Source organism: Paenibacillus maysiensis, from assembly GCF_000520815.1.
Lineage (GTDB): Bacteria > Bacillota > Bacilli > Paenibacillales > Paenibacillaceae > Paenibacillus > Paenibacillus maysiensis.
Genome location: NZ_ASRY01000071.1, coordinates 22,377 through 39,468, shown reverse-complemented (window position 1 = coordinate 39,468; position 17,092 = coordinate 22,377). Strand labels below are relative to the sequence as shown.

General features: G+C 49.0%; 22 protein-coding genes and 1 pseudogene. 17 read left to right on the top strand and 6 right to left on the bottom strand.

Features of this window, described 5'->3' with window-relative positions; all coding sequences use genetic code 11:
• From L696_RS30850 to L696_RS31135, 4 genes are all read left to right on the top strand, one after another.
• Positions 1-1,112: sialidase family protein (locus L696_RS30850; RefSeq protein ID WP_025682566.1), on the top strand; the 1,112-nt coding region annotated here is incomplete at its 5' end.
• A 27-nt stretch (positions 1,113-1,139) separates the two neighbouring features.
• Entirely contained in the window at positions 1,140-1,799 is a 660-nt protein-coding gene (locus L696_RS32615) for a glycosyltransferase family 4 protein (protein WP_245233289.1), read from the top strand.
• Positions 1,796-2,359 carry a glycosyltransferase family 4 protein gene (locus tag L696_RS32610; protein ID WP_245233288.1) on the top strand — a complete coding sequence of 188 codons (564 nt, stop codon included), beginning with the start codon at positions 1,796-1,798 and terminating at the stop codon, positions 2,357-2,359. The genes L696_RS32615 and L696_RS32610 overlap by 4 nt, the downstream gene beginning before the upstream one ends.
• 22 nt (positions 2,360-2,381) lie before the next feature.
• Positions 2,382-2,555: a hypothetical protein gene (locus tag L696_RS31135; RefSeq protein ID WP_162833906.1), complete on the top strand. Its 174-nt coding sequence runs from the start codon at positions 2,382-2,384 to the stop codon at positions 2,553-2,555.
• 86 nt (positions 2,556-2,641) lie between these two features.
• Here L696_RS31135 and L696_RS0104445 read toward each other — a convergent pair whose 3' ends face one another.
• Positions 2,642-3,064, bottom strand: a complete 423-nt coding sequence (locus tag L696_RS0104445) for a hypothetical protein (RefSeq protein WP_025682565.1) — start codon at positions 3,062-3,064, stop codon at positions 2,642-2,644.
• A 25-nt stretch (positions 3,065-3,089) separates the two neighbouring features.
• Positions 3,090-3,437: a hypothetical protein gene (locus tag L696_RS0104440; protein ID WP_025682564.1), complete on the bottom strand. Its 348-nt coding sequence runs from the start codon at positions 3,435-3,437 to the stop codon at positions 3,090-3,092.
• 202 nt (positions 3,438-3,639) lie between these two features.
• On the opposite strand from L696_RS0104440, the gene L696_RS0104435 reads away from it, so the two are divergent.
• The 3 genes from L696_RS0104435 to L696_RS0104425 all read left to right on the top strand — a co-directional run bounded on the left by L696_RS0104435 (position 3,640) and on the right by L696_RS0104425 (position 5,958).
• Complete coding sequence (locus tag L696_RS0104435; RefSeq protein WP_025682563.1) at positions 3,640-4,287, top strand: DUF1796 family putative cysteine peptidase; 648 nt, start codon at positions 3,640-3,642, stop codon at positions 4,285-4,287.
• Positions 4,280-4,927, top strand: coding sequence for a DUF1796 family putative cysteine peptidase (locus L696_RS0104430; protein WP_025682562.1), 648 nt, complete (start codon positions 4,280-4,282; stop codon positions 4,925-4,927). Before L696_RS0104435 ends, L696_RS0104430 begins: the two co-directional genes overlap by 8 nt.
• A 104-nt stretch (positions 4,928-5,031) precedes the next feature.
• A complete protein-coding gene (locus L696_RS0104425; RefSeq protein WP_025682561.1) occupies positions 5,032-5,958 on the top strand; it encodes an NAD-dependent epimerase/dehydratase family protein in 927 nt (308 codons plus the stop codon).
• 104 nt (positions 5,959-6,062) lie between these two features.
• Here L696_RS0104425 and L696_RS0104420 read toward each other — a convergent pair whose 3' ends face one another.
• The gene (locus L696_RS0104420; protein WP_025682560.1) at positions 6,063-6,269 is read right to left on the bottom strand and encodes a DUF1657 domain-containing protein; all 207 of its coding nucleotides are present in this window, start codon (positions 6,267-6,269) and stop codon (positions 6,063-6,065) included.
• A 271-nt stretch (positions 6,270-6,540) separates the two neighbouring features.
• Between L696_RS0104420 and L696_RS0104415 the strand changes: the two genes are divergently transcribed.
• The 5 genes and pseudogenes from L696_RS0104415 to arsC all read left to right on the top strand — a co-directional run.
• Positions 6,541-7,401, top strand: a complete 861-nt coding sequence (locus tag L696_RS0104415; protein WP_025682559.1) for a DUF421 domain-containing protein — start codon at positions 6,541-6,543, stop codon at positions 7,399-7,401.
• A gap of 24 nt (positions 7,402-7,425) precedes the next feature.
• Positions 7,426-7,908 (top strand): stage V sporulation protein AC, encoded by a 483-nt coding sequence (spoVAC, locus tag L696_RS0104410; RefSeq protein WP_025682558.1) that lies wholly within the window; start codon positions 7,426-7,428, stop codon positions 7,906-7,908.
• Position 7,909: 1 nt separating this feature from the next.
• A complete protein-coding gene (spoVAD, locus tag L696_RS0104405) occupies positions 7,910-8,926 on the top strand; it encodes a stage V sporulation protein AD (RefSeq protein WP_025682557.1) in 1,017 nt (338 codons plus the stop codon).
• Position 8,927: 1 nt separating this feature from the next.
• Complete coding sequence (spoVAE, locus tag L696_RS0104400; protein ID WP_025682556.1) at positions 8,928-9,278, top strand: stage V sporulation protein AE; 351 nt, start codon at positions 8,928-8,930, stop codon at positions 9,276-9,278.
• Positions 9,279-9,763: 485 nt separating this feature from the next.
• Positions 9,764-10,066 (top strand): annotated as a pseudogene (gene arsC, locus L696_RS0104390) (arsenate reductase (thioredoxin)); the annotation flags it as partial.
• A gap of 63 nt (positions 10,067-10,129) precedes the next feature.
• Here arsC and L696_RS0104385 read toward each other — a convergent pair.
• Positions 10,130-10,348, bottom strand: a complete 219-nt coding sequence (locus L696_RS0104385; protein WP_025682554.1) for a DUF5316 family protein — start codon at positions 10,346-10,348, stop codon at positions 10,130-10,132.
• A gap of 313 nt (positions 10,349-10,661) precedes the next feature.
• On the opposite strand from L696_RS0104385, the gene L696_RS0104380 reads away from it, so the two are divergent.
• Positions 10,662-10,880, top strand: a complete 219-nt coding sequence (locus L696_RS0104380; protein WP_025682553.1) for a hypothetical protein — start codon at positions 10,662-10,664, stop codon at positions 10,878-10,880.
• A gap of 9 nt (positions 10,881-10,889) precedes the next feature.
• Here L696_RS0104380 and L696_RS0104375 read toward each other — a convergent pair whose 3' ends face one another.
• Entirely contained in the window at positions 10,890-11,924 is a 1,035-nt protein-coding gene (locus tag L696_RS0104375; protein ID WP_425339298.1) for a glycosyltransferase family 4 protein, read from the bottom strand.
• Positions 11,925-12,563: 639 nt separating this feature from the next.
• Between L696_RS0104375 and L696_RS0104370 the strand changes: the two genes are divergently transcribed.
• From L696_RS0104370 to L696_RS0104355, 4 genes are read left to right on the top strand one after another with little or no spacing between them, the layout of a single operon-like run.
• Positions 12,564-13,709 (top strand): ABC transporter ATP-binding protein, encoded by a 1,146-nt coding sequence (locus tag L696_RS0104370; protein ID WP_049827268.1) that lies wholly within the window; start codon positions 12,564-12,566, stop codon positions 13,707-13,709.
• A complete protein-coding gene (locus tag L696_RS0104365) occupies positions 13,706-14,428 on the top strand; it encodes an ABC transporter permease (RefSeq protein WP_025682550.1) in 723 nt (240 codons plus the stop codon). Before L696_RS0104370 ends, L696_RS0104365 begins: the two co-directional genes overlap by 4 nt.
• Before the next feature lie 5 nt (positions 14,429-14,433).
• Positions 14,434-15,825: a GldG family protein gene (locus L696_RS0104360; RefSeq protein WP_025682549.1), complete on the top strand. Its 1,392-nt coding sequence runs from the start codon at positions 14,434-14,436 to the stop codon at positions 15,823-15,825.
• Complete coding sequence (locus L696_RS0104355; RefSeq protein WP_025682548.1) at positions 15,822-16,763, top strand: DUF4340 domain-containing protein; 942 nt, start codon at positions 15,822-15,824, stop codon at positions 16,761-16,763. Before L696_RS0104360 ends, L696_RS0104355 begins: the two co-directional genes overlap by 4 nt.
• 74 nt (positions 16,764-16,837) lie before the next feature.
• Here the strand turns inward: L696_RS0104355 and L696_RS0104350 are convergent, their stop codons facing one another.
• Positions 16,838-17,035 (bottom strand): hypothetical protein, encoded by a 198-nt coding sequence (locus L696_RS0104350; protein ID WP_049827269.1) that lies wholly within the window; start codon positions 17,033-17,035, stop codon positions 16,838-16,840.
• Positions 17,036-17,092: the final 57 nt, after the last annotated feature.

Sequence of the window (17,092 nt, the reverse complement as noted above, 5' to 3'; positions counted from 1 at the left end):
CGTTGACGGCAGTCTACCGTTCCGGCAACGGCGGTGTATCCTTCACACAGCAGATTTTACCTCTGCCAGCCGGATATGTAGGGGCGGAATCCCATAGCGTCAGCTACGGCTTTCCCAACTTGTTCGTCATAGCCTGTCACGTATTTACCGCAGACGGTTTGAACGGTACCATCGCTACCTATGTGTCCAGAGACAACGGCAATACATTTGAAGCGCCCGTGATTGCCCAGCAAGGATACGGTACGTTTGTCAATAATGTTGAAGTAGGCGTGACATTCGATACGTCTCAGGTTAGCTCCTATACCGGAAACATCTATTTATGTTATACGCATCAGTACAATCCCGACTTTTTCGGCGGCTCGGTCATGTTTTTCCAGCGATCACAGGATGGAGGGATCACATGGGATACACCCGTGGTGCTCACCGCTGGCTCGAATCAGATCACGCGGGGGGAAATCACCGTGAACATTACAGGGGTGATTTATGTCGGGTACCTTGTGACCAATCCTGTTAATGGATACCAGGTCATTGTGTCCTTCAATGGGGGGACAGCGTTCAGTTCCTCGCTACCTGTGTCTTCTGTTGTCCCGGTTCCGAGTCCGTTGCCCGTGCCCGGGTTTGGCTTTAATGTGCTGCCGGCGGCTAATATTGCCGTAGATCATTCTACTAGCCCGAATCAGGGCACGCTTTATGCGGTCTGGCAGGATAATCGGGCAGGGTATGCAGATGTACTGCTCGCCCGATCGGTGGATGGTGGATTAAGCTGGACTGCGCCGCAATCGGTGACAGGGGCCAGTGCAGGGGCGCAGCATTTTTTCCCGGCCATTGATGTATCGCCCGTGACCGGAGTGATTAAGATCGTATACTATACCAATCAACTATCCCTCTCTTTATTAGACGTATTTCTGGCCGAATCAGCGGACGGCGGGCTTACCTTTACAAACCGCAGAGTAACAGACAACTCCTTTAATCCTAACGGGATTAGTCCGGTTCCAGTCGTCACGATCGGTAATTTCATTGATGTGGCGATCGTGCCGAATAACGGATTTTTTGCGGTATGGACAGATGCGTTGTCGGGCTTTCAGCAAATTTACGGAAGCGACGGAACGTAATGTACTAGATGGGGAGGTGAGACTGTTGTGAAAATTTTGTTGGCTACGTACTGGCCCATTCCTCATTTGGGTGGTGTGTGGCCCTTTATGCTGCAAATTAAACGGAGGCTGGAACTGCTGGGTCACACGGTAGACTTGATGGGGAACGGACCGGATATACCTAAATACCATATCGTTTTTGAAAATAGGGAGCTGCTGAAGGCTCAACTGCTGCCCATGCTGGATGCGAAGCTGAATGAGTCGGCTGTACCTGTATTACATTTGGATTCATGGGTGCAGACCGTGGAAAAGGATCGATACTGTATGGAGCTGGCGGCGGCATATTTTGGGGTGGATCAGTACGATATCATTCACACGCAGGATGTCATTGCGACGCGTGCTCTAAGCCGGGTCAAACGTAAGGATAGCGCATTGGTGGCCAATATTCATGGCTCGCTGGCCCGCGAAGTTATGATGGCTCTGGAGCGGGATCATGAGAAGGGTTACCGCGAGACGCTGATGTGGAAATATTATTGGGCGCTGGAGCACTATGGCGCTCTATCCGCTGATATTACAATAACGTCTACAGAATGGATGAAACAGACGCTTGTTGGTGAGTTCGAAGTACCTGAGCAACAGATTGCACCTTCCAATACGGCCTGGATACCGAGCGCTTTTGGGAAGTCCAGGCGAAGGGGACGGACATGACACGACCCGCAGGAAAAAAGGTCATTATTTGTCCCTCACGGCTGGTATATATCAAAGGACTGCATTATCTAATAAGCGCTCTTGGCTTGCTGAAAGCAAGGCGCACGGATTGGGTGTGCTGGATTGTTGGAGAGGGGGACAAAAGGGAAGAGCTTCAAACACAGGCGGAGGAGCTGGGGCTGGTGGAAGAGGTGGTTTTTCTCGGGCATCGAGAAGATGTGCCTGCCCTTTTGCAACTGGCAGATATTTTTGTTCATCCGAGCATACAGGATAATCAGCCATTTTCGGTTATGGAGGCGCAGGTTTCGGGGCTTCCGGCAGTGGTATCGAATGCGGGTGGACTCCCGGAAATGGTGGAGCATGAACGTACTGGACTGGTTTCCCTGGTTGGCGATGTGGAGGCGTTGGCAGCTCATTTGCAGCATTTGCTGGCTCAGGATGACGTGCGTATGGCCATGGGGAACCGTGCCAAGACATGGGGAACTGCGCATTGGTCTCTGGATGTCATGATTACACGGCTCGTGGGTATTTACGGGCAAGCGCTCAATCAAGTACGTTGATTCGATAGTGAGGAGGGGGAACATGACTTTTCCTGTAGTTGGAGACTTGTACAACCGTATTTTTGAAATCCAGCAGTCGCACCCGGATTTTGAGGTGGATTATCAAATATGGAACCGGATTAACACCTCGTTACCGGAACATTATAAGCTACCGGACACTGAAATTCTGGAACGTATCAAACAAACTGTGCCGTGAGAACGACAGTAATTTAATACATCTGGAGCAATTGTAAAAGGCAGGCGGGGACGTGGTTCCCTGCCTGCCTTTTGGATGATTTCGGATCATGTTCCGTCCGGGTTTTCATCAACCGAATCTTCGTAGACCGAGCCTTGGATCACGAGTGGACCCGTGACAACGGCCCTGCGGTCAGCCGATTGCACGGTCAGGCAATATACATATGGCGCTGTCTGTTTCACGGTTTCCTCATACCTTAGCTCGGCAAAGCCCTCCTGATAGCAGGAATCCTGCAACCAGTCCAGCACGGGACCCTGCCCGTCGTTGCGACGCAGCCGGATATCCAGCTCTCCGATATCCCAGTTGAGCAGCGGATTTTCCCATGCCAAGGAGGCTTCAATGACAATACGTCCTTCAGATTCACTCGCAGGAATGATTAACGTAGATAGCACGTTCTCCTGTCCGGTGACCTGAAAAGGCAGCGCATGTGTGCCTGCATCGGCTTTGTTTTGTACCGAATATTTTAACATACCTTCTTCCTCTCCTGTCCGTGTATTAGGGCGACACGGTAAAATGACTGGCTGTACGCATAGCAACCACGTTCCCATCCTCTACAAATTCAGCCAAAATAAATAGCGTTTCCGGATTGCATATACTCGTGACCACCCGCAGGTAAATAGGATTTTGGGCTGTCTCCATATCCTTGAGCTGTACGACGGAGCCGGCTTCGGGAGAAGCGCTAAGGCTAAGTAGCTGCCGTCGAAAAACGCCGCTATCATTCCCTATTTCCAACAGTACATCGACAGGTCTCTTTTCACGATTGAATAGGGTCACATGGCAGCTCTGGATACTGGCGCTGTCATAAGCGAGGTGATGATCAGCAGATAAAAGAAACACGGACATATCCTGTAGCCTCCTTGAATTCCGTTGTATACCAGCCTTATATCATATGAAAATGTGCCATGTCTGGACTGGATAGTTGTACGCCTTTTTTGACAAAATACGCGCCGGTGTCCAACCCTTTTAGCCGAGCTGTGCATGTAATGTAGCGTGGAACAACCTGCGGCCTGAGGAGAAAGGTCGCTTTAAAAAAGGAGGCACGGCTATGAGACTTGCACAACTGGCAGGGGAATATGATGCGGTCTTCAGTTTGGGGCAAAACTGCACGCCTGCCATTCAATTGGAAAAGAACCGCCTGCGGCCGTTTGCCGGGGTGCTGGACTGGATGATGTCTGACACGCTGTCCGATGTGAACCGCTTGCTGGAAAACCGGTTTGCCGGGTTTATGGATTTGCCCAATTTAAGTGTCATTGGTACGAGCCAACTGAACTATATGGTCAGGGATATCGATTATAACGTGATCTCGGTACATGATTTCCCACAGGAACGCAATACGTCCGCCGATCTGGCGACTTATCCGGAGTTCAGGGAGAAGATAGACCGCCGTATCGAACGTTTTTTTGCAAAAACGCAGAAGGCGCAGCGCAGCTTGTTCGTCCGTATGCTGGGAACCTATACAGAGGTAGAGGAGCTGGAGCGCATCTTGTCCGACATGATGGCGCATGAATTTCGTCTGCTCATCGTTAACTGTTCCGGTGTAACAGAGTTGACCGAGTTGGACTGGCAGCTTGCGAATGTATGCGCGGTGGAAATGCCTTTTGCCGATGTATGGAATTACCAAAGTGATCCGCACTGGCGTACGCTTTTTGGGGGAATGTCCTTGTCATCGGAAAGGGGAGGACGGCGTGCTTGAGCGATTGCAGGGGGATTATGACGCTGTATTCAGCCTGGGAGGACATTGCCTGCCTTCCATTCAACTGGATAAAAACGGACTGCGTCCGTATGCGGGACCGCTGGATTGGATGATTTCCGGCAACTTGTCGCAGATCAGTCGGTTGCTGGATGCCCGCTTCGCCGAATTTATGGACTTTGCCAGCCTGCGTGTCACGGGGCATGATTCCGGTGAGTATAACTTCATGGTCGAGGACGCGTCGTATGAGATTACGGCGGCACACCATTTTCCCGTTACCCAGAATACATCGGAGCATCTGACTTCCTATCCTGCATTCAAAACGACGCTTGATCGCCGCATTGCACGTCTACTGGAGAAATCTGCGCTTGCGTCCCGTCTGCTGCTGGTTCGTCTGGGGGGAAGCCGGGATCAGGCGGTAGAATTGCACACCGTGTTATCAAGGATGATCACCCACGATTTTCGCTTGTTATTCGTGGATTATACAGGGACTGCCGGTGTGACGGAGCTGGATTGGGGGCTTGAGCAACTGGTTCCAGTGGCGCTGCCGCCGGAGGATATTTGGAGCGGGCAGGATGAGATGTGGCGCTTTATGCTGGAAAACGTCAGGCTGACATCTGAACATCTGGGAGGTACGTCTTAGATTGTCTTTGGTGCCTGTGCTTGTGCCTGCGCCAAGCTGTAGAGCGCCGCATAACATGATGGGAAGGGAAGAAACTTGCTTCGGTTCAAAAGGAGGGTGCGCTAGTGAAGGCTTTGGTTACCGGGGGAGCCGGATTTATCGGTTCCCATCTGGTACGTGCGCTTGCTGATTCGGGCATCAGGGTGCATGTGCTGGATAATCTGACGACCGGGAATGTCGCAAATGTGGACCCGCGCGCGGTCATGCATATGGCGGATATCCGCAGCTCCGAGACCCGGACGCTGCTCATTCGGGAAAGCCCGGATATTGTGTTTCACTTGGCGGCACAGGCCGATGTCCAGCAATCCATCCATCGACCAGATGTGGACGCAGATGTGAATGTGATGGGGACGATCCATCTGTTGCAGGCTTGTCATGAAGCTGGTGTATCCAAGCTGATATTTGCGTCCACATCCGGCGTATACGGTGAACTGCAAAAGCAATATATTCAGGAAGACGATCCCGTGAAGCCGATTTCGGGCTACGGGCTTTCCAAGCTGACCGCAGAATCGTATATCCGGCTTTTTCATCGGTTATATGGCATGAATTACACGATTTTGCGTTACGGCAATGTGTATGGTCCCGGTCAGGCGGCGAAGGGAGAGGGCGGTGTAGTCGCTCTTTTTATGGATCGGCTGAAAAAAGGAAGCCCCTTGCTCATTCACGGCGACGGAACGCAAACCCGCGATTTTGTGTACGTCAAGGATGTAGTCAGAGCCAATATGGCGGCTATATGTGCAGCGGATCAACGTACAGTGCATGTGAGTACGGGACGAACCACGTCCATCAATCGGCTGGCCTACGATTTGCTGAAGCTGCACGGCTCGTCCGTTCGGCCCGTGTATTCAGCTGCGCGGGTGGGAGACATTCACCATAGCTGTCTTAGCAACGCAGTCGCGAGACATTGGCTTCGGTGGGAACCGCTATATGGCATCTCTGCCGGATTGAAGGAAACGTACGTGAGCAGTATGGGTTCAGGCAAAGAAGGCTGAACCTTCTCTTTATATTTCAACGATTGGTTCACCCACTTCATGTTTTTTTAGGACAGAAGAACAGCCATGCTCCTATGAACATGGCTGTTTTTGTTTCCTCGTTCTTAGAAACCTTTGTATTGTGGTTCTTCATTCTCTAACTGCTGTACTCTGCCTTCGACTTGCTGCAGAATTTGTTGTGTTTGCTCAGCTGCGTTTGTAAAAAGAGTTTTTGCCTCTTGATTTTGGGTGCTCAAAGCGAATGTTTCTAAGCTAGCCTGAGCGCTTTTTAATGAAGCAACACACGTTTTGACTTGGGAAGCTACGGTCATTTCGATTCACCTCCTTTAACGGATTAAGGCGTAAGGAACGAAAATACTGCTATTCCTAGCCAGATAACATATATAATGTATCCCCTTTTTTCCAAATCATACACGAAGAAGAGCGATAAAAAGCCAAATCAAAGGAAAGTGAGCTGGAACAAAAAAGTAAATATCTACATTTCAATGAATAAAAATACCAAAATCTGACGATCTTTCTTATATATGATTTACCATCAAGTGGAAACATGTACTTGGTACAAAGAATAAAGGGGGCTATATGATGCCAGATTGGTTACATATTTCACTACGGACATTGTTAGCGATTGCCGTACTTTTTATAATGACTAAGCTATTGGGAAAGAGACAGGTTTCCCAGCTATCCTTTTTTGAGTACATCACTGGGATCACGATCGGAAGCTTGGCAGCCTACATTTCATTAGAGATGGATCAAAAATGGCATTTAAGTGTCATTTCATTGTCTGTATGGGTAGGCGTCTCTTTAGGAATCGAATTTTTACAAATTAAGAGTAAAAAAGCAAGGGATTTTATCGATGGTAAACCAAGGGTCATAATTAAAGACGGGAAAATTCTGGAGGATAACCTTAAGAAGGAACGGCTTACCACCGACGAACTGATGGAACAGCTGCGAAAAAAAGATGTTTTCCTAGCGACGGATGTCGAATTTGCGATTATGGAACCGAATGGAGATATCAACGTCCTGCTAACGAAAGAAAATCAATCCCTAACACCCAAGCACCTAGGCATCAAAGTGGGGCCTGAAAAGGAGCCGCAGGTAGTCATTATGGATGGAAATGTCATGGATGAACCATTAGCTATGATGGGACTCAACCGGGGTTGGCTAGATACAGAACTCGAAAAGGTAGGCGTTGCAATTGAAAACGTGCTTCTTGGCCAGGTAGATGCCTATGGCCAGCTTTATGTTGACTTATTTGACGATCAGATCAAAGTTCCTAAGCCTCAGAATAAAGCTTCTTTGCTGTCGACTTTAAAAAAATGTGAAGCGGATCTTGAAATGTTCAGCCTATCCACAAAAGCGCCAAATGCAAAAAAAATGTATGAAGAATGCGCAAAAAAGCTGGAACGAGTCATTGAAGAAGTCAAACCGCTACTCATTCGTTAGATCAGATGATCAGGAGGATTAAAAATGAGCAATAACAAGATGAAAAAAGCAACGCCGGTCCAACAGGAGTATCAAAAACTCGCCAAGCAGCTTGAACCAAAACGGCCCTTATTCCAAAACTGCTGGCGTGCGTTTCTTGTCGGGGGGACGATTTGTGTGATTGGACAAGCAATTCAGGAAATGTTTGTTCATTGGGCCGGCTTTGATGAGAAAAAAGCAGCTAATCCCACTGTGGCCGTATTAATTCTCATTTCCGTTATTTTAACGAGCCTCGGCTTATATGACAAATTCGCGCAATGGGCGGGTGCCGGTTCGGCTGTTCCCGTTACTGGTTTTGCAAATTCAATGGCATCCGCCGCTATTGAACATCGCAGTGAAGGATTTGTTTTAGGCGTCGGCGGAAAAATGTTTAAACTTGCAGGGTCGGTTATTGTTTTTGGAACTGTAGCGGCATTTTTCGTGGGTATCATCACGTTTGTGCTTAAGGGTACTGGAGGAGGACATTGATATGCTAAAAGGGCATCAAAGTTGGATCTTTGAAAATAAACCGGTGATTCGGGCTTCGGCTACCGTAGTTGGCCCGTTTGAAGGCAGGGGGCCCCTTGCCTCCGATTTTGACATCATACATGGTGACTCCATGCTGGAAGAAGAAAGCTGGGAAAAAGCTGAGAAAATTTTGATCGAGCAAGCTGCAAAACTGGCGATTGAAAAAGCAGGGTTAACCAAGGAGCAAGTTCAGTTTCATATCGGCGGCGATTTGATGAATCAGATAATCAGCACCAGCTTTGCCGCTCGTACTCTGTCCATCCCCTATCTTGGCGTGTTCGGCGCCTGTTCAACCTCGATGGAAAGCTTGGCTCTTGCGTCCGCACTCGTCAATGGTGGAGCAGCGAAATTCATACTGGCAGGGACCTGCAGTCATAATTCAACCGCAGAGAAGCAGTTCCGGTATCCGACAGAATACGGTTCACAAAAGCCGCCAACTGCCCAATACACCGTCACCGGCGCCGGTGCAGCGATCGTTTCGCAGGAAGGGGAAGGACCTGTCGTCACGTCAGCGACAATTGGCCGAGTTATCGATATGGGGATTACGGATCCGTTTAATATGGGGGCGGCCATGGCACCTGCTGCGGTTGACACCATTCAAGCTCATTTTCGAGATTTACAAATCGAGCCCGGTTATTATGATCTGATCGTCACAGGCGATCTGGCCAAGGTAGGCTATGAGATTGCCTGCAAATTATTTGAAAAACATAACATTCCGATTCATCAAACGGAGTATGCCGACTGTGGCATGATGATTTACGACTATGATACTCAGATGGTACAGGCGGGGGCAAGCGGTTGCGGCTGTTCGGCCGTTGTCACCTACGGTCATTTAATGAAACGCATGCAAATGGGAGAAATCAAACGCATGCTTGTTGTTGCTACAGGGGCGCTCTTATCGCCGCTTTCGTATCAACAAGGAGAAAGTATTCCAGGTATCGCACATGCTGTAGCGATCGAATCAGGAGGGGGAATCTGACATGATCTTTTTATGGGCCTTTCTTGTAGGGGGCGCAATTTGCGTCTTCGGACAGCTTTGTTTCGATGTGTTTAAACTGACTCCAGCCCATACCATGACATTGCTCGTTGTGCTGGGAGCAGTCGCGGACGGACTTGGCTTGTATGATCCGCTTGTTAGAATTGCCGGAGCCGGAGCTTCCGTTCCAATCACTAGTTTTGGAAACTCTCTGGTTCACGGCGCTTTGGAGGAATTACAGAAAGACGGATGGATCGGAGTCATTACCGGTATATTCAAGGTCACCAGCGCAGGTATTTCGGCAGCCATTATTTTCTCATTTTTGGCAGCCTTGCTGGTTAAGCCAAAAGGTTAAGGATGCAATAGGGGGTTAAGCCTCTAAGTTCGTTCCTCACGATGTCCGTGACGATTGACAGCTCATTACCATTTGTTGCAAATGCCAAGAAGGCTCAATACCAGCGAAGCTGTCACAAACCGCAAAGTAAGCCGCTCAAAATTTCCTAAAGAGGTCCCGCCAAAACGAAAATATACGCTAATCGTCCTGTTTGGCGTTTTTTACTCAAAGAAATTGCTCCGCTTCACTGTTAAAAGTCTTAGAGGCTTTGCAGCCCCTGTAGTGATCCAGAAAATGAAAATTGATAGTCGCATCCAAATGACTATGGATGACGAACTGACACAGATTCAGTTAGGGAAAAGAAGGTGCCTCGCAGAGCGAGTGTCACCAGCCAATCTCAATCGTAAAGGGCTTCAGTAAACGTGCATTATAAGGTACCAACACGCTTTTGGTTTATATTTGTGGTTGACGATATTATGATTTAAACACTTAAGGAGACGATTATCTTGGATAAAAAGACAATTTACTTCTTGTGTACTGGTAACTCTTGCCGTAGTCAGATGGCAGAAGGCTGGGCCAAAAAAGTTCTGGGCGATCACTGGAACGTATACAGCGCAGGCATTGAAGCGCATGGACTGAACCCGAAAGCTGTACAGGCGATGTAGGAAGTGGAGATTGATATTTCAAGACAAGCATCAGACATCATCAGCTCTGAACGGCTAAAATCCGCCGACATGGTTGTGACCTTGTGCGGGGATGCAGCGGATAAATGTCCTGTTACGCCTCCTCATGTGCGCCGTGAGCACTGGGATACGCATTCATAAGTTTGCTGAAACAGGCGAGTAAATAGGCAGGCCGCCTACCCGGCGGCTTTATTCTAGAATCATAGAGATAGCAGATAAAAGTAAACCTATGATCATAAAAACAAAGGACCATTTCCATCTGCTTTTTCTATCTTTCCCCTCGGGGTCCGCCGCCTGTTCATTATAAAAATTGGCACGCATACGGTCACCACCAACCCCCGTTCCACTTAAAATAATGGCGAGTATAATGAAGACCGCCCCTGTCCAGCTTACATAATCTAGAATCACTATAATCCCTCCTTATCTTTCTTATTACCCTGTTTAATTTACCTTATCATGGATAATTTATATATAACAGTACTAATTGGAGTGTTTCGTGAAGAAAAACAGTATGCCGTTTTGCCATGTCCAATCTGTTTTATGAGATGAACAGGCAGATTGCCGCCAGTTTTTCATTATCTCCGGGTGAGAAAATATTCGGGGCGGGGATGTGGAAAATACTGATTGCGGTATGGCCGCTTCTCTGAGAGCCGGGGCATTATGATGCTGATTTTACAGATGATTTCCGCCGGGGGTGAATTGAAATATCGTTTAATGCCTTTTGGCTCAAAGTACAGCGGATATGGACTGGAGCCAGATTGAATGGCGGATATACGGAACACCGGGGAAACCCGAAGGTACAGAGCTTATTGCGATTTCCCAGGCATCCGTACCCATGGTGGCGGAAGTGGTGTTTGAAGCGGTCAACGGACGTATTGCGGCAACTGCTGATGGAGTACAGACGGCAACATGGAAGGTGACTTTTTCGGACATTCGCTAAAATAATAAATTACCTCACGCCCAGCGCATTCATCATTTGCCGGAAGGATTGCACATATTTATCCGGTGCTAACAGGTCGACGATCCTTGTCAGCCCCTTCTGGCGAATGGATTCGCGGTGGGGCACGTTGTTCATCAGATCCAGTCCCTCCAATACTGCCTGCAAGATATCTCCTTGCGCATAAAATTTACCCGTTACGTTGTGGTCGATGAAGGCTCGGACCCCGTCAGAATCGGAGCTGAGTACGGGACAGCGGCAAGCCATGGCCTCAGCTACGGCGTACCCAAATCCCTCTACCAGCGAAGTGGACAACAGATACCCGCCTGAATCGCCAATCATGGAGTAATACAGAGGCATTTTGGCATGAGGCACGTTGCTGAAACGTTCTACAATCGAGGACAAGCCAAGCTGTGTCATCATATTCTCGAATTGTATCTTATCCTCTGGCTGCGAAAGGGTATCATCATAGAACATCCAGATGCGAAGATCCGGGCGGCTTTGCAGCATCCAGTAAGAGATATCGATAAAATGCCTCCAGTTTTTGTTCGGCTCCAGTCGCCCAATCCATGCAATGACCGGGCTGGTCGGGTGGGTATTAGAAACATAGTGAAACACGCTGGTATCCAGCACATTGGGAAATACATAACGATCAAGCCAAGGGCACATGCTGGAAAACAGTTCGACCAGATGTGTAGTGGTGGGTAGCAGTACTGCATTGGCATATCTTTGAAGAAACGGTGTGGCTTCGTCTACAACCAATGCAGCTTCCACGTGCAGACCGAAGCCCTGTGATTCATAGATTAGCACACCCCGATAGCCTAACATGCGCAGTTTTGCGAGCATCTGGTAATCCGACGAGACGACGATGGCATCGTAACAGTGAGTGTGTATCAGACTACGGATATCTCCCTCGGAGGAAGTCATAAACACGGGAATATCTCCATGCAAGTTTTGCATCCCCGAACCCTGCTGATAGTAGAGAAGATGGCATTCAATCCCGTCTTGGCTGAGCACCTTGCAGCGTTGGCGGTTCAAGGTTTCCACGCCGCCGCTGGGTATATAAAAGGTAAATAGAACTTTGATCTCAATAACCCCCTTCGGCCAATCGAAAAGCTTCTTATTACCAAGGTATTCCAGACAAAGGACGGGGTGTGGGTATCTATGGAGGCCTGGATTGATCAGCATATAATTGTGGATGAGGCGGGTATCCTCGGGGGAGAGCTCCACTGCTTCTCTGGCAAAATCACATCAAGTTAACAAGTGTAAAAGTACATTCTTTCGTTCACATTTTAGACATATTATTTTAAGCTTATATTTAAGTGACTTTAAGCTGGAGTTATATGTGTGGGATTAACATTAGAGTTTAAAAGTGTTGCATGAGGTGCGTGAGGGGGCCGCTTCTATATAAGCTGAACTAGAAAAATTCACATAAAAAACGGAGTAGACGGAATGGTGCTGTACAAGCGAAGAGTTCGCTTTTGTCTCCGGATTTCTACCCTACTCTTAGGTTCAATTCAAGAAATACGGGGGCGGTGGCAATGGGAAGCACCATCTGTCTGCGTAGTGGCGCTATATGTAACTTTTAAGTTCAGCTTATATAATGCATCATTTTTGATATGGGAAAAGGGAATAGAGCTGTTGGGACGAATGGGTAGTTACAGTGAAAGACTATGATTTTGCAATATGATAAAAGAAAGGGTGAAGCGTGTGCTCAAGGTGCAGCAGGTGAGCAAGTGGTATGAGGGCAACCGGGGCGTACATAAGCTGGATTTTGAAATGCAGCGTGGCGAGATTGTCGGGTTTCTGGGGCCGAATGGTGCGGGCAAAACGACGACGATGCGTATGATTACAGGGTATCTTCAGCCGAATGAGGGAGTGATTACGATTGATGGCATCCCGATTCAGGATCAGGGCAGACAGGCTCGTTCCAAAATCGGTTATTTGCCGGAAACGCCCCCTCTGTATGGAGATATGTCCGTTCGAGCCTATTTGAAGTTTGTGGCAAGCATTCGAGATGTGCCTGCGAGAGAACAAAAGCTGCGCATTTCCGAGATGATTTCCCGGCTTGGGCTGAACGGGCGTGAAAAGCAACTGGTACGGAGTCTTTCCAAAGGGTATAAGCAACGTTTGGGACTGGCGGGGGCGATTATTCATAACCCGGACTTGCTGGTGCTGGATGAGCCGACCTCAGGTTTGGACCCGAATCAGATTTTGGAAATTCGGCAGCTCATTCAGGAGATTGGAGAGAATCATACGGTGCTGCTCAGCACACATATTTTGCCCGAGGTGGACGCTTTGTGCAATCGGGTTCTCATCATTCATGAGGGTGAATTGGTGCTGGATGGACGGCCTGACGCGCTCGGCGGTTCGATGGAAGACGGATTCAAGGTAAAATTGGAGGTCAAAGGCAGCCGTGAGCAGGTGCTGAACGTTCTTCGCGGTTGGGGGAAAGTAGAGGTGGAGCTATTAACATCTGGCTTGTCTCAAGCTAACACGAAGCAGACTGCAACTGAGGAAGATTTGACCGGATGCTTACTGACAGGCGCTTCCAGTGAGGATTTCCGCGAGGAGCTTTTTTATGTGCTGTCTGGTGCGAAGCTTCCGATTTTGGAGTTGAAAAAAGAAAGCCTCAGCTTGGAGAATATATTCCAGCAGTTAACGACTCGCGAATCAAAAGCAGGTCAGGCCGATCAAGTGAATGTAGTGGAACAAGTCGAGCATTCGACGGAAAATGAAATTTCCGCAGGTGTTGCTGAGGACAGCCAAGAAGCTGCGTCCGGCAACAACAAAGCCGGGCAAGACAAGAGTACAGGAGGTGAACGGCCATGAGGCGCTTGTTCGCGGTCTGTCAAAAGGAGCTGCAAGCCTATCTATGGACGCCGACAACGTATTTTGCGCTTGCGGTGTACATGCTGCTGACGGGGCTGCTCTTTTACACGAATTTTGTCATGTATCAGCCAAGCATCCTGGATTATCGGCTGGTACTTGGTGACACGCTGTCCATGCTGGTGTTCGTCGTCCCACTGCTCACGATGAGGCTGGTTGCGGAGGAATTCAGGCAGGGTACGGATGAGCTGTTACTTACCTCGCCTGTGAGTGTGACGGAAATGATTGTAGGTAAATTTCTGGCGTCGCTGGGCATGCTGCTGATTATGGTGCTGTGTAGCCTGGCGTATCCGGTCGTGATGTCCTTTTACGGGTCGCTGGACTGGACACTCGTATTTACATCCGTGATCGGTCTGTTTATGCTGGGTGCAGCCATGATGGCCATTGGTCTGTTCGCTTCGACGCTTTCGCAGCACCAGATGATGTCGGCGGTCGTCAGCTTTATTATTTTGCTCGTGTTTTGGATGCTGGATTCGTTTGGTGGACAAACAGGCGCGTCTGCGGCATTGCAGCAATGGCTGGAGCCTTTTTCACTAACCGCACGGTTTGACAGCTTCACCAAAGGATTGCTGAACGGAGCCGATGTGCTGTATTACGTGACGGTGGCGGTGCTCTTTTTGTTATTCAGCATTCAGGTGGTCGAACGGAAACGGTGGAGGTGATGAACATGAAAAAATGGCTGGGTCATACAAACAGTGTGGTATTGTCGGTTGCTGCTGTAGGTATTTTTATTTTGCTGACGTTGTTTCTGCGTTCGCTGGGAGGCTTTCAGCTGGATTTGACGGCAGGCAAACAGTATACGTTGTCTGATCAGACATTAACGGCCATTCAGGGAGTGAAGGGAGACGTGCGTCTGATTTCTTTTACCGTATCGACTTCGCAAAATCAAAAGCTGAACCGGGACGTTACGGATATGCTGAGGGAATACGCCAAGCGTAACAGCAAGCTCAAGGTCGAGCAATATGATCTGAATCAGGAGCCGCTGTTGGCCAAGGAATACGGTGTCACCGAAGCATCCATCGTCCTGGTTCAGGGTGAGAAGAAACGTGTTATTGATATAGGTAGTCTGTTTTCACAGGCAGAGGGAAGTAGCGAGGGGGCATACCAGTTTACCGGGGAAGAAAAGCTGACCAGCGGACTGCTGGGGCTATCGTCTACCCGCCAGGGAAAAGCTGTTTTCCTAACCGGACACGAGGAGATCCCTTTGTCCCAAATGACCGGATTGAGCAACTCACTGGCGCAGGATAATGTAAAAACAGAAGAAGTGCAGCTCAATCAGGCGGGTAGCGTGCCTAAAGATGCATCAGTGCTGGCTATTGTTGGGCCGCAACGGGATATCAGCACGACGGAGCTGAAAAGCATTCGCACCTACTTAAGTGGTGGTGGAAAGCTTTTTCTGGCGTTGGGCTTTCATCCGAACATGCAATCGGACTGGAAAAATCTTGACGCACTGGCGGCTGATTACGGTGTAAAGGATACACATGCGATTGTGGTGGATCAGGAGCAGACGAATACGCTTGGACCTCTGTTTACAGTGCCTACCTTTGGCAGTCATGCGATTACGGATAAGCTGGCGGCCTCCAAACTGTATCCGGTGCTTTCGCTATCTATTGCTCTGCAAGCGGGGGAGCAGAAGAATTGGAAGACTACGGCCTTGCTCAAATCTTCTGCCGCCAGCTATGGCGAAACGAATATTCAAGGGCTACTGAACAACGAAACACAGAAGGATGACAAGGACCCGCAGGGGCCGCTTGATCTGGGTTACGCGGTGGATGGCAAGGACGGCAAGCCTAAAGCAATTATTCTCGGAACGTCGGCCCTTCTGAGCGACACCGAGATCAGCACGGGAGGCAATCGGGATTTTGTCCTGAACAGTCTGAATTATGTACAGGAACAATCTGACGGGCTTACCATTCGTCCTCGTCAGGAGCAGGATTATAAGGTGGTTTATTTGACTCCTGCGCAAGCGAAGACGATATTGACCCTATCCGTGATCGGCTTGCCGTTATTGTTCGCGGCAGCCGGAATCTTATTATGGTGGAGGCGAAGAAGAGCATGAGAAAATGGATACCCACAGTGCTGCTGTTAGTTGTATTGGGAGCGGGTATAGTCTATGCCAAGAGCCAAAACTTTTTTCGTGAACAAGCTCCTGCAGCTCGCCAACTGGTTCAGCTTACGCAGGGGGATATTACGTCTTTTGCTATAACAGGGAAGGATGGCAAGACGGTCGAACTTACACAACATGATGGCAAATGGAGCATGAGCAAGCCTCAGTCTTATCCGTTAAACGGCTATACGATTGATAATTGGTTAGCCGCTATTCAAAACGTGAAGCTCGGCGAGGTGGTGGAATCTTCTCCAAAAGACGTAGCCAAATACGGAATCAGCGCCACCAACAACCAAATTCAGATCAAGACCAAGGATGGAAGCGAGCATACCTTTGCTTTTGGTGAAACGCTGCCTTCCGGTGATGCTGCTTATGTGCTGTCAGATAAAAAAGAGGTAGCTTCCGTACCTCTGGATACCCTTTCCGGGTTGTTACTGGGTGCAGCCGATTTTACGGATACGACGCCGTTTGACTGGGATGATGACAAGCTGAGCGGACTGGAGTGGGAAGGTCAGTCGGCCTCCTGGATGCTCAAGTCTTCCGGTGACGGGGGAACCGGGGAAAGCTCTTCCACGACCTGGACGCTGAATGGAAAGTCAGTAACCGGTGATGTGGGGACTTCCTTATCGCAGCGAATCAAAAATCTGGCGAGTAGTCAGTCCTTGCGCAAAGCCTCCGAGCTGAACAAACCTGTTCACCGCTTTACGCTGAGCGTATCGCTGGGCAAGCAGGACAATCCACAGTTGGTGTATCAGGGCTGGACAGTAAACGGTGACCCGGATACTGTATGGGTTGTGCCACCGCAAAGCAACTGGGCGTATGGGCTGTCGGCATCAGACGTGAAGCGTATTGAACAAGCTGGACATGACCAGACTCAAACTGGAAAATAAACGTTAGAAATAGTAATGCACGGCAAAGAGGCTCCATCGGCGGATCATCGTCGATTGGAGCTTTTTTGTGTTCGTTACTCGTCAGGCTTGCCGCTTTTGGAAGAGCGACGGTTCCCATCGTTTAATTCCTTAATGACCTCAATCAGCTCATGGAGCGAGATATCCAGCTTATCCAGTTTTTCTTCCATGGTGTGCAGGATGTGCCGCAACAAAATAAAGCAAAGACCTGCCGGAAAGCCTACGTTGGTTATGATAGAAAGAGCATCATCCATCTGCAATGGTTTCCCTCCTTTTTAGCCATATATAAAGGAAGGTAAATAAAAAGAACC

What these genes read in the sequence shown, in the direction of transcription:
- L696_RS0104350 (WP_049827269.1), bottom strand. Translation starts at nt 17,035, where the DNA reads ATGGATGATGCTCTTTCTATCATAACCAACGTAGGCTTTCCGGCAGGT.
- L696_RS0104435 (WP_025682563.1), top strand. Translation starts at nt 3,640, where the DNA reads ATGAGACTTGCACAACTGGCAGGGGAATATGATGCGGTCTTCAGTTTG.
- L696_RS0104360 (WP_025682549.1), top strand. Translation starts at nt 14,434, where the DNA reads ATGAAAAAATGGCTGGGTCATACAAACAGTGTGGTATTGTCGGTTGCT.
- L696_RS0104370 (WP_049827268.1), top strand. Translation starts at nt 12,564, where the DNA reads ATGATAAAAGAAAGGGTGAAGCGTGTGCTCAAGGTGCAGCAGGTGAGC.
- L696_RS0104365 (WP_025682550.1), top strand. Translation starts at nt 13,706, where the DNA reads ATGAGGCGCTTGTTCGCGGTCTGTCAAAAGGAGCTGCAAGCCTATCTA.
- spoVAD (WP_025682557.1), top strand. Translation starts at nt 7,910, where the DNA reads ATGCTAAAAGGGCATCAAAGTTGGATCTTTGAAAATAAACCGGTGATT.
- spoVAE (WP_025682556.1), top strand. Translation starts at nt 8,928, where the DNA reads ATGATCTTTTTATGGGCCTTTCTTGTAGGGGGCGCAATTTGCGTCTTC.
- L696_RS0104355 (WP_025682548.1), top strand. Translation starts at nt 15,822, where the DNA reads ATGAGAAAATGGATACCCACAGTGCTGCTGTTAGTTGTATTGGGAGCG.
- L696_RS0104420 (WP_025682560.1), bottom strand. Translation starts at nt 6,269, where the DNA reads ATGACCGTAGCTTCCCAAGTCAAAACGTGTGTTGCTTCATTAAAAAGC.
- L696_RS0104440 (WP_025682564.1), bottom strand. Translation starts at nt 3,437, where the DNA reads ATGTCCGTGTTTCTTTTATCTGCTGATCATCACCTCGCTTATGACAGC.
- spoVAC (WP_025682558.1), top strand. Translation starts at nt 7,426, where the DNA reads ATGAGCAATAACAAGATGAAAAAAGCAACGCCGGTCCAACAGGAGTAT.
- L696_RS32610 (WP_245233288.1), top strand. Translation starts at nt 1,796, where the DNA reads ATGACACGACCCGCAGGAAAAAAGGTCATTATTTGTCCCTCACGGCTG.
- L696_RS31135 (WP_162833906.1), top strand. Translation starts at nt 2,382, where the DNA reads ATGACTTTTCCTGTAGTTGGAGACTTGTACAACCGTATTTTTGAAATC.
- L696_RS0104445 (WP_025682565.1), bottom strand. Translation starts at nt 3,064, where the DNA reads ATGTTAAAATATTCGGTACAAAACAAAGCCGATGCAGGCACACATGCG.
- L696_RS0104415 (WP_025682559.1), top strand. Translation starts at nt 6,541, where the DNA reads ATGCCAGATTGGTTACATATTTCACTACGGACATTGTTAGCGATTGCC.